This window comes from Patescibacteria group bacterium (assembly GCA_024654625.1).
GTDB lineage: Bacteria > Patescibacteriota > Minisyncoccia.
The window spans coordinates 1-14,742 of the sequence record JANLHB010000026.1 but is presented as its reverse complement, the minus strand read 5'-3'; the positions used below and the strand labels follow the sequence as shown (position 1 = coordinate 14,742).

Here is a 14,742-nt window from a genome sequence, read left to right as displayed (position 1 = left end):
ATATGTTGAAAGTGAAATTAACAATCGTCCGAGGAAACGCCTCGACTGGAAGACCCCATTAGAAGTATGGAGTGTTGCACTTCAAGGTTGAATTCAGGTGTACACTATTTGACCAGTCTATATTAGGTGTTGTAGCTCCACACTCCGCCGAAGCGGGATATTGACCATACGTGTCATAATAAAGCGCCAGAGCAGTTTGAATTTGTCGAACTTCTGAGATACGTTTCGCATCTCTTGCTTTTGTCCGGGCAGTGTTAAGACTCGCCAATACAACACTTGATAAAATGCCGATGATGGCAATAATCACCAGAAGTTCAATGAGTGTAAATCCGCGTTCTTGTTTTATTGCTCGGTTGATTATCATGGTCTAAAATTAGGGTCTCCAACTCCTGCGGCGGGCATAGGGGGGATTATTTTTTCATTATACGATGAGGAACCACTGCCAAAAAATAAAAATAGAGAAACAACAATCGCCAACACCACAAAACCAATCAAAACATAACTTGCCTGTTTTTCGTCTTTAATATATCCACCGGAATACTTGATGACCACCCCAACAATTTTTGGCGTTGGTGTTTCAAAAGATCGAGGTCGTTGAAACTCCTCGCCCTCAAACTTTATGCGACTGCTTGAATCATCAAGCGCATGACTCAAATCTATTCCTCCGTCGTCATTATTTTGGTCCATTTTTTTATGAAAATTTGGTTGCAGATTTAGTTTTCCACAACTACTTCTATTTTACTAATCACCCCCCCGCAAGGGGCCAAACTTTGTCCCCAACGACTTTCCTTAAATTTCCACTAGTATCTTTATTTTAGCAAAATGGAAGCGGCGAAGCAAAGCAATTTGCTTTCTCTACCCCGCATATTGCAACAACAAAAAAGCCACCCATTGGGTGGCTTTTTTGTTGTTGCAATATGCGGGTAGGGGGAATCGAACTCCCGTATTCTGGTTGGAAGCCAGATATTCTACCACTAAATTATACCCGCATTATTTGTTTTTAAATAAACTTCATCTATCCAAGCCATTATTCTTCTATGAAGGAAAACGCCAAATTCTTTCTTCCCATTACTTTTAATAGTCAAATGAGCCGTACCATGAGGTAATTTCCCTCTTTTGGATATTTTTTTTCCTAACCTTTGATCTATCTGTGTTTTCCCAAATTGACTTCTTGGTATAGATGTAATCTTTGACCAATAATCAAGAGATTCCTCTACATTATTATCTAAATAAAGATGAATTGCAAGCGAAAAATTGTCTTTTTTAAGGCCGCAAATTCGCTCAAACCACCCTATAGAAAGATTAATTATATTCGGATCGGCATTGATGATCCTTATAATATTTTGTGTTTTTGCGCCTTCGCCTATATAGAGTCCAATACCGAGCATAAATAAATCCCTGTCGGTAATATCTTTTATGTCGTCTTTTGCCAGCTTTTTAGCTTCTGATATAGATTTTTGTTTTTGATTACTCTTGAAGATAGCTGACTTAAGGCGACCCTCTCCCATTCTGGCAATTGTATCTTTGTTGGGTTTATAGGGTATATTAGTTAGCCAATAGCTAAGAGTACTTTTTGAGACCCCTGTTTCGTTAGATATATAACTATATGAGAATCCTTGTTTGCGTAATAGTATGGCTCTTTCTTTTGATTCTTTGAAATTCATTACTATATCATCATATCATAATATAATAGAGGGTTCAATATATAAATTTTAATTTTTGGCAAAAAAAGAGCCCGCCGTTAGGGTGGGCTCTTTTCGTTATCTACTCAGCAGGAGTATCAGTAGCAGGAGTGTCTGTTGTAGGAGCTCCACATGAGCAAGGCTCAGTGTTGCAAGTAGTGCATTTATTCTCTTCCATAATATTTATATAAACTTAAAGCTGACAATGACGACCTATTTTTTGAAAAAAAGAATCCGCCAGTAGACGGATTCTTTTAGAGATTTACTCAGCAGAAGCTTCAGTAGCTTCCTCAGCAGGAGCTTCATTTGTCTCCTCTACAGGTGTGTTTGGTGTGTTATTCTCGTCCATAATCTTTATATAAACTTAAAACTGACAATGACGACCTAGTACAATAAAAATAACCCATCAGGGTTACTACCATTATACACACAGGCAATAAAAAGTCAAGCTAAGACAATAGATATTGTCACCTTGTCAATCTCTGTAGACTTTATATTTTGTTATTGTTCATATAGATTGTTTGAGTAGGATATGCCATTGAAATACCCTCTTTTTCAAATTCTCCTTTAATTCCAAGGTGTATTTTCTGGTTTATATCCATATATTCATTATAATCAGGGGTTTTTACAAAATATACAACCTCAAAAGTAAGGGCAGAATCGTCAAATTTGTGAAAATGAGCCCTGCCAAAGTCAGCCATTTCTATGGATTTTATGATATTTTCTATGATATTTGGTATTTTCTCAAGTTTTTCTTGCGTTGTTTCGTAAACAACGCCGAAAGAGAAGACTATCCGTCTTTTTTCCATCTTTTTGAAGTTTTGAATTCTTGCTGAGGTTAATTCTTGATTGGAAATGATGATTTCTTCCCCCTGAAGTGCCCTTATACGTGTTGTTTTTATACCTATTTTCTCTACTGTCCCCATGTTAGAGCCGACAACGATGAAATCACCAGGCACGAATGGCTTATCAAAATGTATGGCGAAAGAACTGAAGAGGTCCATCAATATATTTTGTAGTGCCAATGCCACAGCTATACCACCTATACCAAGACCCGCTATTAGTGATGTTATATTTATACCCAAGTTTGATAACACAAGCAGTATCCCCAATAGCCAGAGTGCTCCTTTTGCTATTTTACCTAGGAGTCTTATGGCTGACTTGCTTTCAGCACCGTTTCCTGACTTTATATAGCGATTTATTGTGTAATCAATAAGGACGCCTACTATAACTATTGCTTGATAAGTGATCCAGACGAGCAATATAACGTTTATAACCTTCTTTGTGGTACTGCTTAAATATAGAAAATATGTAGCGAAATAAAATGCTACGAAGTAGTAAAACTGAGGTTTTATCGTGTGGACAATCTTTATAAGAGTGTCATCAATGTCTGTTTTTGTCTTTTTCGCTAAATTTTTTAATCGTCTTATGACCAAATCTTGGAATAGCCTAAAAAGAAATACAAAAACAGCAAAGGCCAGTATTGCCAAAATATAGTCTTGAGTAGTATTTTCTAAAATTTTATAATCCCAAAAATTCATTATGTTGGAAACTTTAATTAAATATAATATAGACCTATGTTTTCATGTTAACATAGGTCTATATTTGAGCAAGGAAAATTGTCTTTTATGTCAACGTGGCGGGTTGACATCGTATCTGCTTTTTCCTAAGGGTTATCTTATATATATTTTCTGAATCATCGTCTAATTTAAGTCCCTTATATTTTTCCAACGTTTTACGGCGATTGCTCTGGCTATCTCTTTCTCGATCTTTATGGTCGCATCAGTAAATGAGACATCGTCTTTATGAATTCCTTCTATTTTGATTTTTTCCGCTCGTTTTCTGGCTTCTTCTGTTTTTTCTAGATCAATCTCTTCCGCTTTTTCTGCCGTGTCGGCCAGTATCACGATTTTATCCTTCAGGACTTCAATAAAACCACCGGAAACAGCAATAATCTCTCTGCCTCTCTCTTGAGTTTTAAGCTCAATCACTCCCGGCTTTAATATTGAGATTAATGGAATATGATTTGGCAGTACTGTTATCTCCCCATCTTTTGTCGGGATAGTTGCTTGTAGGACCACTTCACGAAAGACAACCCTCTCAGGAGTAACTATCTCAAATTTTATTGTCTTTTGAGGCATATTTTAGATTTATTTTTTAGATATTACTTCTTCTATTCCTCCCTTCATATAGAATTCTCCTTCGTTTTTATCGTCATGCTTGCCGTCTAATATCTCTTCAAATCCTGTGATTGTTTCGTCTAGTTTGACATATTTACCGGAAGCTCCTGTGAAAGTTTCCGCGACGAAAAATGGTTGAGACAAGAATCTTTGAATCTTCCTTGCGCGTGATACGGTTAACTTATCTTCATCTGACAGTTCTTCCATTCCTAAGATGGCAATAATATCTTGGAGGTCTTTATATCTTTGTAAGACTTTTTGGACACCTCTTGCCACTTGGTAATGTCTTTCCCCTACAATCTTTGGGTCAAGAATGATAGAAGAAGAGTCTAGTGGGTCAACTGCAGGGTAAATACCCAACTCAGATAGTCCCCTAGATAGTACTACTGTGGAGTCAAGATGAGCAAAGGTTGTTGCCGGCGCCGGGTCGGTAAGGTCGTCTGCCGGCACATAAACTGCTTGGATAGACGTAATAGATCCTTTGTCCGTAGAAGTAATCCTTTCTTGGAGTTCACCCATTTCTGTGGCAAGTGTTGGTTGATAACCAACAGCTGACGGCATCCTGCCTAAAAGAGTGGAAACTTCAGATCCTGCCTGGGTGAAACGAAAAATATTATCAACGAAGAAAAGCACATCTTGATTTTTCTCATCACGGAAATATTCAGCCATTGAGAGTGCAGTTAGGGCTACGCGAGCTCTGGCTCCCGGCGGTTCATTCATCTGGCCGAAGACCATAGCGAGCTTATCTATCACTTTTGACTCTTTCATCTCGTGGTATAGGTCATTTCCTTCACGGGTCCTTTCTCCGACGCCGGCAAACACAGATACTCCGCCATGAGCTTTGGCAATGTTATTGATAAGCTCTTGGATGATCACTGTCTTACCTACTCCGGCTCCACCGAACAGTCCGACTTTTCCACCTTTAAGTATTGGGCAGATTAGGTCTATCACTTTAATACCCGTTTCTAATATCTCTGTATCAGTAGACTGTGATGTAAATTCAGGCGCTGTTTTATGTATAGGGTATTTTTTTACTGTTTTAGGCTCTGGTTTACCATCAATGGCATTTCCCAGTACATCAAAAATACGTCCCAAGGTCTCTTCTCCAACAGGTGCGCTGATAGGATCGCCTGTGTTTATTACAACATCACCTCTCTTGAGTCCATCTGTTGATGTCATCGCAATTGTTCTTACAACATTAGAGCCAATATGCTGTTGAGTTTCTAGGACGATTTCTTTGTTTCCTGTTTTTATCTTTAGTGCAGTAAAAATCTCCGGTAAATTAGTCTCAAAATACACATCGACTATCGCGCCGATAATCTGTCTTACTTGCCCCGCTTCGGCGGTGGCTTGTCTCGCCTTGGTGTTTGTCTCTGCAGTTATATTTGTCCCTGATTCTTTTTTCATATTTTTTAAATTAAAATATATAAATTACTTATTAAGTGCTTCTGCTCCTGCTGATATTTCAGCGATTTCTGCTGTAATACTTCCTTGGCGCGCTTTGTTATAAAATAATGTTAGGTCTTGGACCATTTCCGATGCTGAATCAGTAGCCTTGTGCATAGCGGTCATTCTGGCGCTATGTTCTGACGCAGTTGATTCTAAGAGCGCTTGGTAAAGTTGGATTTCTATCAGTCTTGGGACTACCTTGTCTAAAACTTCTTCCGGATTAGGTTCAAAAATATATTCATATTTAAATTCCCCTGAGTTCAAATGTTTTTTTTCTTTTTCTTCTATGAATTTTTTATCTAAGCCGACTCGAGTATCTTCCCCGACAACACCAAGATATTCTTCATCGGAGTTTATGTCAACCGGTAGAAGTTGTTTGACTCTGGGCGCTTGATTGACGGCGTTTATGAAGTCGGTATAAGCGACCATAATTTTATCGTATTTACCGGATAAGAAACCGTCGATTATTATCTTAGCCACAGGGGCAACTTCTTTAAATTCAGGGTTAAGGTCAAGTTTAGGGAAATCAGCTGCAATATTATAGCCATAATTTCGGCAAACACTCGCCCCTTTTTTTCCTAGTAAAATAAAATCAGTTTCAATTTTCTTATCACCTGATTCTTGGTGTTTTTTTATAGAATGTATAACTTTGTTTATCAAGGCTGTATTGAATCCTCCGCACAATCCACGGTTAGAAGTGATGAGGATTATTCCAATCTTTTCAATATTTTGTCTTTTTGCAAGGAGTGGGTGAGGAGTAGATTTACCGTTGATTGAACCTGCTAAATTTAAGATAATCTCCCAACTGGAATTCGCGTATGTTCTTGTATTTAAGACACTTTCAATAGCCTTGCGCATTTTTGCGGCTGAAACCATCTCCATCGCTCTTGTAACTTTCTTAGTATTGCTGACGGATTTTATTCTTGATTTTATCTCTTTAATTTTTGCCATGTGAATCTGACTGTTAACTTTTCTGCATCTATCTTATCTTTTCATAAATTAAGGATTATCTGCTTTTCCTCTATCTTCTCTATTGCAACGTTGCTTTATAATCAGAGATTAACTCCTTCATGCTAGTCTCTAATTCTTCGTTAAATTCATCTTCGGCTATTTGCTTCAAGATTTTTTTTCCTGCCATCTCTGCGTATTTATGCAACCCTTCCTCAAATTTTATAACATCGGGAACTTCCACATTGTCAATAAAGCCGTTTATTAATGCGTAGAATATCAAGACTTGGTTTGATACAGGCAAAGGAGAATACTGGTCTTGTTTTAGGACTTCATTGAGCCTTTTTCCTCTCTCTAGTTTGGCTTTAGTCTCTGTGTCTAAGTCTGAGTCAAATTGAGCAAAGGCCGCGAGCTCTCTGTATTGAGCCGCCTCAAGCCTCATTTTACCGGCAACTTTTTTCATTGCTTTGATTTGAGCAGAACTTCCAACTCGCGACACAGACAATCCGGCATTTACTGCCGGTCTATTACCTTTGTAAAATAAATCCGGTTCAAGGTAAATTTGACCATCAGTAATAGATATAACATTTGTGGGAATATACGCTGATACATCTCCGGCTTGAGTTTCAATAATCGGCAAGGCTGTGATTGAACCGCCGCCATGATCCTTGTTTAGACGACAAGATCTTTCAAGAAGCCTTGAGTGCAAGTAGAATACATCTCCGGGATAAGCTTCTCTTCCCGGAGGCCTTCTTAAGAGGAGTGAGATTTCACGATAAGCAACAGCGTGTTTTGACAAGTCGTCATAGACTATTAGAACATCTTCTCCTTTGTCTAAGAAGTATTCAGCCAATGCTGTTCCTGAGTAAGGCGCTATATATAAAAGAGACGCTGGATCAGAGGCACCTGCTAATATGACAGTCGTATAATTCATAGCGCCATGTTTCTCCAGCTTGGAGACAATACTTGCTATCTTTGATTTCTTTTGCCCGATGGCCACATAAATACATTTCATGTTTTGACCTTTTTGATTAATGATTGTATCAATAGCTACTGCTGTTTTACCAATCTGCCTGTCTCCTATTATTAATTCTCTCTGTCCTCGTCCTATTGGTATCATCGCATCGATAGCCTTGATACCGGTTTGTACAGGTTCATTTACCGATTGTCTTGAGATAACGCCCAGGGCGATTTTTTCAATAGGGTAAAATTTATTCGTCTCTATTTTACTTTTGCCGTCAACGGCTTCACCTAATGGGCTTATGACTCGTCCAACCATCTCTTCCCCAACCGGAACTTCCAGTATCTTACCGGAGGCTGTCGCTTCGTCGCCTTCTTTTATATCTGAGTAATCGCCAAGGATGATGGCCCCGACATTATCTTCTTCTAAGTTCAAGACAACTCCATAGACTGTTTTTTTCTCATTTTTAAATTCAACCATTTCTGACATAGCAACACTGGAAAGACCGGAGATTTTTACAATCCCGTCGCTTATAGAAACAACCTTGCCTATATTTTTAATAGTAACATCTGATTTATATTCAGAAATTTTATTTTTTATTTGTTCAATTATGAAATCTTTAGTATTGGACATAATATATTTTAGCTAGCCTTTAATAGAATTACTTAAATTTTTAATTTTTGTCTTTAAGCTTCTGTCCAATATCTTATCGTTGTATCTGACTATCATCCCTCCTAATATATTCTTATCAATTTTCTCTCTTATTATCATCTTTTTTGCTTTTGATTGTTTTATCAAAAAATTTTTTAATGACTCGATTGACTCTTTGTCTAACTTTTTCGCTGTTGTAACTTCAGACTCTACAATTCCTTCTGCTTTATTCCATAAAGATGAGAATATATCATATATCTTGCCGGCTTTTGACAAGTCGTTATTTTTAATAAGAAGATCAACAAATTTATTTATGATATTTTTAACCTCGTCTTCATCTTTCCCGTAGGCAGAATTAAATAATCCAACGGCATATTCTTTAGGAGTAATTTTCATAAATTATTTGCTATTTATAACTTTATCGATGATTGCTTTATCTTGTCTTATATCAACTTTTTCTTCCATTATTTTTTCTACGGCAATTGCTATTAAGTCAGTTATCTCATTTTTGATCTCTCTTACTATTTGATTTCTCTCTCCTTTCATTCTTTCTTTCTCTTGGTCAACCGCCAGTCTAATCTCTTCTTTTGCTTTGCTTATCATTTCATCTTTCTTTTCTCTGGCCAATTTATCAGCTTTTGATATTATGTCAGACGCTTCTTTTTTTGAATTGATGATTATCGCCTTTTTTTCTTCTTCCGCTTCGTTTAAGCGAGTCTCTGCCTTGTCTGCCATCTCTAGCCCGTTTTTAATTCTATCTTTTCTATCTTCAAGGAATTTAAATATCGGCTTATAACCCAGTTTATATAAAACAAAAAACAACACAGCGAAATTTAATAATTGCGCTATTAGTATTTTATAATTTACTCCAAATGCTTTTAAAAGCTCCATATGTTGCTAGAGTCAAAAATTAATCCGCCGCGGCGGATTAACCAAATAAAATTATCAATGTAATCACTAGCGCGTAGATACCTGTTGATTCGGTGATCGCCATAGTTACGAACATGAGCGGTGTGATCTTACTACTTACCTCAGGATTTCGCCCGATCGCTTCCATTGCCTTAGAGGCAATGATTCCTTCTCCAACCGCTGGCCCGATGGCTCCTAGTCCGATCGCCAAACCTGCTGCTAGTGCCTTTACTGCTTCTGTCTCCATATATTTATTTTCTTAACTTATAATTAACTTATTATTAAATTGATGCTTGTTCCACCAATTCGTCTGGCTCTATCTCACTCGCCAGAGTTATGAATACCAGTGTCAGTGTAGCAAAGACGAAGGCCTGAACGATGGCTGTAAGCACCCCCAGGAACATAAAAGGAAGAGGCGCTATAAACGGCACTAAGAAGAGCATCACCATCCCCAATACCTCTCCGGCGAATATGTTTCCGAAAAGTCGGAAGGACAAGGAGAGTACCTTAGCCAGTTCGCCTACAATATCCATGATCCCTAAGAAGAACTTTAGCGGGCTTCCAAAATTTAGAAATTTCCCCAAGTAGCCTAGTGGCCCGTGTGTCGCTATCGCTACAACTTGGATGATTATAACAGATATTATCGTTAAGACAAGTACCATTCCGTAATCGGCCATGGCGGCCCGAAAGACGGATATCACCCCGTCTCCACTCTTCATTGTCACTGCCGCTTGGCCGGGGATAAAGGTAAATAAGTTTGCCGCCAGGATAAAGACAAACAATGTACAAAATAATGGAAAAACTTTCTTAGCTTTTTCCTCAGAGCCGATAACTGACTTAACAAAAGAGAAGCTCTCCTCTATCAATATCTCCGCGCAGTTTTGCAGTCTGCCCGGGATCATCTTTAGGGAGAAGCGTAGTGTCAGGGTTATGAGTATTAAAAAAGCGCTGATGAAAAAAGACCATATCAAAGAATTCGTCACTGGAAATGACTTTATATAGAATACGACTTCTGGAGCTATTGATATGTTTAATTCCATAAATTTATTCTTCCTTATTTTCGGCTACCTCCCCTTTCTCTTTCCTTGATTCTTCATTCATCTTTTTCAATAATTTTTTTACTTTAAAAAATTGCAAGATATTAGTGACTATAAAAGCAATCCCTATCCCGACGAATAGGTAAACCTTTCCTCTGTCTAATTGCTTGCTTAGGTAGAAGCCGATACCGCCAAAGATAATTAGCGGTCCAAAGATAGAGGCGCTAGTATAAGCTACTGCCGATATTGCCAGTTGCCTGGCGTTATTTTTCTCAGACATAATAAATGATCGAACTCAATAGAAAAGATAACCGTGATTAACACGGTTATCTTTTTCTTATCAAGACACTAACATCTTATATTATTTTGCGAGAAAGACAATATCTCCCGAATGCCCGTGTAACGTTTATGCCTTTTACATTTTTTCCGGAGACTTTATGTTTAAGAGAGAGAGACCTGTTTTTATAACGGCAGATGTTTTTTCAACGAGTAGCAACCTAAGGTCTTTTTCTTCCGGTTGGGAGTTTATGACAGGGGTGGTGTTGTAGAAATTGTTGAAAGTTTGCGCCAAGTCAAAAATGTATCTTGCTATGATGTGAAGGTGAAACGTTTCTGTTGATTTGATGACTTCATCTTTAAACAATGAAAGTTTGAAAGCGAGCTTCCTTTCTTCTTCGCCTGAGAAATTTTTAAATTCAAAATCTTTAGATTGTTCTTTACGTAGGATCGATCGTGCTCGGGCGTAAGTATATTGCAAATATGGCGATGCGTACCCATCAAAGCTCAGCGCTTTGTCCCATGTGAAAGTTATGTTGTCTTCTCTATTTTGTCCGAGGTCTGAGAAAATTATTGATCCTGTGGCTATCGTTTTTATTAGCTCGTCTTTTTCATTTTCTTCTATTTCGCTTTTTCTTTCTTCTAGAATTTTTTTTGTTCTTTCTTCTGACTCATTGAAGAGGTCTTCAAGTTTCACGACATTGCCTTTTCTTGTGGACATCTTCCCTTCAGGTAGGCGAATCATACCATTTTGTATATGGATGAATTGACCTTCTTTTATCCAGCCAGCCCTCTGGGCAGTATTGTATATCTGTTTGAAGTGAAGAGCCTGCTCTGAGCCGGCGCATTGGAGCACCATATCCGGATTGAATTCTTTTTTATAAAATTTTATAGCCGCGAGGTCTCGGGTCGCGTATAAAGTGGCGCCATCGGATTTTTGGATCAAGAGTGGTGACGAGGAAAATTCTTCCGGGAAGGTTACCATTATAGAACCGTCGTCATTTTTAGTAGCAATTTTTTTCTCTAGGAGCTCACTTATAATCCCGCTAAGTTCTTCTTTATAGAAAGCTTCACCGTGCATAAAATCAAAACTTACTCCAAGTCGTTTATGGATCTTTCCGAATTCTTTAATACTCTCGTCTCTAAACCATTGCCATAATTTTTCATTCTCGAGGTCGCCGTCTTCAAGCTTTTTAAATTCCAATCGCGCTTCATCTTCTAAGAGAGGATCCATCTCGGCTTCTTGGTGAAACATCACATAGAGCGCATTAAGTTCGGCAATCGGATCTTTTAAAACTTTTTCTTTATCTCCCCATTTTTTGAATGCGACAATAAGTTTCCCGAACTGCGTTCCCCAATCGCCAAGATGATTGTCTGAGATAACTTTGTCTCCAAGAAATTTAAAAATGTTTACAAGAGATTGTCCGATGATGTTTGACCTAAGGTGACCGACAGACATTTGTTTGGCGATATTCTCTTGTCCGTATTCAACAAGAATTGTTTTTGGATTTTTGTTTTCTGGAGCAGTTTCACATTTTTTAATTTCTTCCCAGAGGACGATGTCGTTGATTGTGAAATTTAAAAATCCCGGTCCGGCAATTTCTACACGAGAAACAGTTTCCGTAAAAGTTTTTGATTCGAGTAATTTATTTTTTAGTTGTTCTGCGGTTTCACTCGGGTGGTCATTCTTCACAATCATCGCTATGTTTGAAGCGTAGTCGCCGAATTTTAGAGCAGGTGAAACAGTGAAATCCGCAGTGGTATTAAAAAGATCTTTTACCGCTTTTGTTATCTCGCTTATTATTATCTCTTTTATCATTAAATTAATCTTAGCACGACGAAAATCAAAATCAATTTATTCAGGCAAGATGTTATCTATGTAACGGAAAGCCTTTTTGATGTTATTTAATTTATTAATCAGTATTAATTTTTATATAATTTTAAAACCCCATCAAAAGATGATGGGGTTTTAAGGAGTTAGACTTATATCTTTGGCGAAGGCTACTTCTCTTTTGCTGCCTATTCTTATTGCCAGTTTCGCGTTCGGATTGCATGAGAGAATGAATAAAAATTCGCATGGCGTAATGTTTATTATATCAACTCTTGCTCCGCTTAGATAGGCGGGAAACATAGGCCCACTGATAAATATTTGTTTCATAATTATCACCTCCTTAAATGATAATTACGACAGGATATTGTGTTCTATCTATTATCTATATTAGACTTGTATTTTTATTAAACAATAGTCTAATTATTGAAACTGTGGATAGCTGGTTTGAAGAAAATTTTCTGATTAAAAACAAAACAGAGACTAAGTTGTTAGTCTCTGTTTTGAATTAAATTTTTTAGTTCTGTTCGTTCGGTATTCGGTCACAAATAAATTTCCTGACGGAAATTTTTCGCTACCCCGCCTCGCGGTATTCGCCTTGTGCTTCGCACAAACTCATACAACGCTACGGCTTTCGAATCCCAGACGAGAGGCAAGCAGTTGCCTCTCTCTTCCTCACTGCGTTCGGGGCGCTGGGATTCGAACCCAGAGTCGTCCGCTCCCAAAGCGGAAATGTTAGCCGTTACACCACGCCCCGTCAATTAAATTGTTGAATCTAATTAGGTAATACTACCATAATCCTTTTTAATTTCAAGTTATTTGGGTAATGTATAAATACAAAGGAATGTCAACGTGCCACGTTGACATTGATACGCATTTGTTGACAATAAATAAACCGAAGCATACTATCTAAGAAGATTGAGATGAAGTTCAAGCTTAACATAAATTAAAAATTCAAAAGGAGGAAGATATGCTGATCCCTTCAGCTTTAGGCTTGATGTTTTTCCTTGGAATGTTTGCAACAATGCTCTTTCTATTATCTTTACGAATTGAGATTCGTATACTGAGAATAGCAATTGTCACGGTATCGGGGATTCTAATTATGTGCGCTGTTTATGTTTTCGTATCAACACCAGAGGGAGCGCCGGTAGGTGTTCCAAGGCTGTTTGCTGGTGAGTATCCTGTGCTGAGCATCGCGACACGTGACAAGGATGATAGGGCGTATATAGTTGTCGAGGACGGCAAAGATGTCATACTCGTCAGTGTTAAGCGTAGTTCCGTAGAGGGTAAAAGTCCTTCAATGATGAGGGTGGAGAAAGAGGTAGTGAAAAAGATTCCAAAGAAGTTTTCATTTAATTAACTTTAAGTAGTGGTAGTTAGTAGTCGCCAATCGGTTTAATCCGGTCGGCGACTTTTTTATTTTTTTATTTCTTGTGGTAATTAATTTATGAAAAGATACTATAAATTTTTATTGATAAAAAAGTGTCGTGTTGGTATGATATAAATGGAAAGATAAATAGAACCTGAACATAACTTTAATCAATCTTTAATTTTGAATAAGGAGGGTTGATATGAGAAATAGCAAAAGCAATAAATCATCAGTCACCGGTTCATTTGCGAAGTTTGCTTTTGTCACAATGATTGCAATTATGTTTTGTCTGGCTGTACTTTTTATAGGTCTTACTTATGTAGAGACAGAGGCTGGGGCTAATATATTGTACGGGAGGATTTTCCCTTCCGCCGTATTAATATCTTTATTAGGCATATTGATAATTTTGCCTACTAATAAAGGACAGTGACCACATAAAGGACAATTATGTTTTTATTATATTGAATATAAGAAGTTAAGATTTTAAAAACCCTGCCATAATAAGCAGGGTTTTCTTTATCTAGATTATATTTTCTGTTATTCTCACCTTTGCCTTCCTTGTCTTTATATTAAGGAATACAGCGATGATATCTATTTGCCACTCTGTTTCATCTTCACCTTGCTTAGTGTGATAAACTTTTTTATCAAGTAAATATGTTTGAATAGTCCTATATATTCTCTTTAATTTCCATGGGTGAACATTGTCTTCAGGTGTATAACTATTTGTTTCATGATTAACATTGCTAGGTAATGTTTCACGTGAAACACTTTTGACTTCTATAAAATGGATTATATTATCTTTTTCGCTAATAATATCAATTTCTCCCCATTTCTTTCTGTAATTACGATCTCTTATCTTATGTCCTTGTTTCACGAGAAACCGACAGGCTATATCCTCGCCTAATTCTCCTACTTGGCGTTTATCCATAGGGGGTTAATATCGTTAGTTTTAAGTATCCTAGTCATGTTTCATGAGTAACGTTTATTCTTTAATAGTATAAGTATATCATATATGAAAAATAATCTTTTGCTGCAATCTATAAAAAGGTGAGACCTTTTTATAGATTGTTTCACGTGAAACATTTATTATGTCACTTTTATTAAGATTATAATCTGGCGATAATACTGTATATAATTATCATAAAATCATATTTTGTCCTTAATAATAGCCATTTTATTATAAAATAAGGGTTTTTTATTGGACATTTTTATCTAAAGGACAAATGTCCGTTATCCACATCTTCCCCAAGTTATACACAGTTTTGGGCTTTTATTTTCTTAATTTTGTTGTATTTAAAAGGCCTAAAGTCGTGGGTTATCCACAGAAAAGTATTAGATAATTTTTGTCCATTATGCGCTCGGCAGGACTCGCCCTGTACCACTAAAGGGTACAGGGCGTCGTGTACTCTTTAGTAGTACACGACGAACCTCATTCTTCTCCTCGCTATGCGC

18 protein-coding genes and 2 tRNA genes are annotated in these 14,742 nt (G+C 37.3%); 2 read left to right on the top strand and 18 right to left on the bottom strand.

Annotation, left to right across the window (positions count from 1 at the left end; all coding sequences use genetic code 11):
* Nucleotides 1-58: 58 nt before the first annotated feature.
* From NUV40_03135 to NUV40_03055, 17 genes are all read right to left on the bottom strand, one after another.
* Nucleotides 59-364 carry a type II secretion system GspH family protein gene (locus NUV40_03135; protein MCR4342869.1) on the bottom strand — a complete coding sequence of 102 codons (306 nt, stop codon included), beginning with the start codon at nt 362-364 and terminating at the stop codon, nt 59-61.
* Nucleotides 361-687 carry a hypothetical protein gene (locus NUV40_03130; protein MCR4342868.1) on the bottom strand — a complete coding sequence of 109 codons (327 nt, stop codon included), beginning with the start codon at nt 685-687 and terminating at the stop codon, nt 361-363. Before NUV40_03130 ends, NUV40_03135 begins: the two co-directional genes overlap by 4 nt.
* Nucleotides 688-918: 231 nt before the next feature.
* Nucleotides 919-989, bottom strand: a tRNA-Gly gene (locus NUV40_03125).
* Complete coding sequence (locus NUV40_03120) at nt 975-1,664, bottom strand: hypothetical protein (GenBank protein MCR4342867.1); 690 nt, start codon at nt 1,662-1,664, stop codon at nt 975-977. The genes NUV40_03125 and NUV40_03120 overlap by 15 nt, the downstream gene beginning before the upstream one ends.
* A gap of 509 nt (nt 1,665-2,173) precedes the next feature.
* A complete protein-coding gene (locus NUV40_03115; GenBank protein ID MCR4342866.1) occupies nt 2,174-3,223 on the bottom strand; it encodes a mechanosensitive ion channel family protein in 1,050 nt (349 codons plus the stop codon).
* Between the two features lie 162 nt (nt 3,224-3,385).
* Nucleotides 3,386-3,823, bottom strand: coding sequence for an ATP synthase F1 subunit epsilon (gene atpC, locus NUV40_03110; GenBank protein MCR4342865.1), 438 nt, complete (start codon nt 3,821-3,823; stop codon nt 3,386-3,388).
* A 9-nt stretch (nt 3,824-3,832) separates the two neighbouring features.
* Nucleotides 3,833-5,269, bottom strand: a complete 1,437-nt coding sequence (atpD, locus tag NUV40_03105; protein ID MCR4342864.1) for a F0F1 ATP synthase subunit beta — start codon at nt 5,267-5,269, stop codon at nt 3,833-3,835.
* 24 nt (nt 5,270-5,293) lie between these two features.
* Nucleotides 5,294-6,262: an ATP synthase F1 subunit gamma gene (gene atpG / locus NUV40_03100; protein ID MCR4342863.1), complete on the bottom strand. Its 969-nt coding sequence runs from the start codon at nt 6,260-6,262 to the stop codon at nt 5,294-5,296.
* Nucleotides 6,263-6,341: 79 nt separating this feature from the next.
* Nucleotides 6,342-7,853: a F0F1 ATP synthase subunit alpha gene (gene atpA / locus NUV40_03095; protein MCR4342862.1), complete on the bottom strand. Its 1,512-nt coding sequence runs from the start codon at nt 7,851-7,853 to the stop codon at nt 6,342-6,344.
* A 12-nt stretch (nt 7,854-7,865) separates the two neighbouring features.
* Complete coding sequence (gene atpH / locus NUV40_03090) at nt 7,866-8,267, bottom strand: ATP synthase F1 subunit delta (protein ID MCR4342861.1); 402 nt, start codon at nt 8,265-8,267, stop codon at nt 7,866-7,868.
* 3 nt (nt 8,268-8,270) lie between these two features.
* Nucleotides 8,271-8,762, bottom strand: coding sequence for a F0F1 ATP synthase subunit B (gene atpF, locus NUV40_03085; protein ID MCR4342860.1), 492 nt, complete (start codon nt 8,760-8,762; stop codon nt 8,271-8,273).
* 37 nt (nt 8,763-8,799) lie between these two features.
* Nucleotides 8,800-9,027 carry an ATP synthase F0 subunit C gene (atpE, locus tag NUV40_03080; GenBank protein ID MCR4342859.1) on the bottom strand — a complete coding sequence of 76 codons (228 nt, stop codon included), beginning with the start codon at nt 9,025-9,027 and terminating at the stop codon, nt 8,800-8,802.
* 34 nt (nt 9,028-9,061) lie between these two features.
* Entirely contained in the window at nt 9,062-9,820 is a 759-nt protein-coding gene (locus NUV40_03075; protein ID MCR4342858.1) for a F0F1 ATP synthase subunit A, read from the bottom strand.
* 4 nt (nt 9,821-9,824) lie between these two features.
* Nucleotides 9,825-10,097 (bottom strand): hypothetical protein, encoded by a 273-nt coding sequence (locus NUV40_03070; protein ID MCR4342857.1) that lies wholly within the window; start codon nt 10,095-10,097, stop codon nt 9,825-9,827.
* Nucleotides 10,098-10,232: 135 nt separating this feature from the next.
* Nucleotides 10,233-11,912 carry an arginine--tRNA ligase gene (argS, locus tag NUV40_03065; protein MCR4342856.1) on the bottom strand — a complete coding sequence of 560 codons (1,680 nt, stop codon included), beginning with the start codon at nt 11,910-11,912 and terminating at the stop codon, nt 10,233-10,235.
* A 150-nt stretch (nt 11,913-12,062) separates the two neighbouring features.
* Entirely contained in the window at nt 12,063-12,251 is a 189-nt protein-coding gene (locus NUV40_03060) for a hypothetical protein (GenBank protein ID MCR4342855.1), read from the bottom strand.
* A 354-nt stretch (nt 12,252-12,605) separates the two neighbouring features.
* Nucleotides 12,606-12,678: transfer RNA gene (locus NUV40_03055), tRNA-Pro, on the bottom strand.
* Between the two features lie 213 nt (nt 12,679-12,891).
* On the opposite strand from NUV40_03055, the gene NUV40_03050 reads away from it, so the two are divergent.
* Complete coding sequence (locus NUV40_03050) at nt 12,892-13,281, top strand: hypothetical protein (protein MCR4342854.1); 390 nt, start codon at nt 12,892-12,894, stop codon at nt 13,279-13,281.
* Between the two features lie 211 nt (nt 13,282-13,492).
* Nucleotides 13,493-13,720: a hypothetical protein gene (locus tag NUV40_03045; protein MCR4342853.1), complete on the top strand. Its 228-nt coding sequence runs from the start codon at nt 13,493-13,495 to the stop codon at nt 13,718-13,720.
* A 90-nt stretch (nt 13,721-13,810) separates the two neighbouring features.
* Here the strand turns inward: NUV40_03045 and NUV40_03040 are convergent, their stop codons facing one another.
* Nucleotides 13,811-14,218, bottom strand: a complete 408-nt coding sequence (locus tag NUV40_03040; GenBank protein MCR4342852.1) for a YraN family protein — start codon at nt 14,216-14,218, stop codon at nt 13,811-13,813.
* Nucleotides 14,219-14,742: the final 524 nt, after the last annotated feature.

What these genes read in the sequence shown, in the direction of transcription:
- NUV40_03135 (MCR4342869.1), bottom strand. Translation starts at nt 364, where the DNA reads ATGATAATCAACCGAGCAATAAAACAAGAACGCGGATTTACACTCATT.
- NUV40_03130 (MCR4342868.1), bottom strand. Translation starts at nt 687, where the DNA reads ATGGACCAAAATAATGACGACGGAGGAATAGATTTGAGTCATGCGCTT.
- NUV40_03120 (MCR4342867.1), bottom strand. Translation starts at nt 1,664, where the DNA reads ATGAATTTCAAAGAATCAAAAGAAAGAGCCATACTATTACGCAAACAA.
- NUV40_03115 (MCR4342866.1), bottom strand. Translation starts at nt 3,223, where the DNA reads ATGAATTTTTGGGATTATAAAATTTTAGAAAATACTACTCAAGACTAT.
- atpC (MCR4342865.1), bottom strand. Translation starts at nt 3,823, where the DNA reads ATGCCTCAAAAGACAATAAAATTTGAGATAGTTACTCCTGAGAGGGTT.
- atpD (MCR4342864.1), bottom strand. Translation starts at nt 5,269, where the DNA reads ATGAAAAAAGAATCAGGGACAAATATAACTGCAGAGACAAACACCAAG.
- atpG (MCR4342863.1), bottom strand. Translation starts at nt 6,262, where the DNA reads ATGGCAAAAATTAAAGAGATAAAATCAAGAATAAAATCCGTCAGCAAT.
- atpA (MCR4342862.1), bottom strand. Translation starts at nt 7,853, where the DNA reads ATGTCCAATACTAAAGATTTCATAATTGAACAAATAAAAAATAAAATT.
- atpH (MCR4342861.1), bottom strand. Translation starts at nt 8,267, where the DNA reads ATGAAAATTACTCCTAAAGAATATGCCGTTGGATTATTTAATTCTGCC.
- atpF (MCR4342860.1), bottom strand. Translation starts at nt 8,762, where the DNA reads ATGGAGCTTTTAAAAGCATTTGGAGTAAATTATAAAATACTAATAGCG.
- atpE (MCR4342859.1), bottom strand. Translation starts at nt 9,027, where the DNA reads ATGGAGACAGAAGCAGTAAAGGCACTAGCAGCAGGTTTGGCGATCGGA.
- NUV40_03075 (MCR4342858.1), bottom strand. Translation starts at nt 9,820, where the DNA reads ATGGAATTAAACATATCAATAGCTCCAGAAGTCGTATTCTATATAAAG.
- NUV40_03070 (MCR4342857.1), bottom strand. Translation starts at nt 10,097, where the DNA reads ATGTCTGAGAAAAATAACGCCAGGCAACTGGCAATATCGGCAGTAGCT.
- argS (MCR4342856.1), bottom strand. Translation starts at nt 11,912, where the DNA reads ATGATAAAAGAGATAATAATAAGCGAGATAACAAAAGCGGTAAAAGAT.
- NUV40_03060 (MCR4342855.1), bottom strand. Translation starts at nt 12,251, where the DNA reads ATGAAACAAATATTTATCAGTGGGCCTATGTTTCCCGCCTATCTAAGC.
- NUV40_03050 (MCR4342854.1), top strand. Translation starts at nt 12,892, where the DNA reads ATGCTGATCCCTTCAGCTTTAGGCTTGATGTTTTTCCTTGGAATGTTT.
- NUV40_03045 (MCR4342853.1), top strand. Translation starts at nt 13,493, where the DNA reads ATGAGAAATAGCAAAAGCAATAAATCATCAGTCACCGGTTCATTTGCG.
- NUV40_03040 (MCR4342852.1), bottom strand. Translation starts at nt 14,218, where the DNA reads ATGGATAAACGCCAAGTAGGAGAATTAGGCGAGGATATAGCCTGTCGG.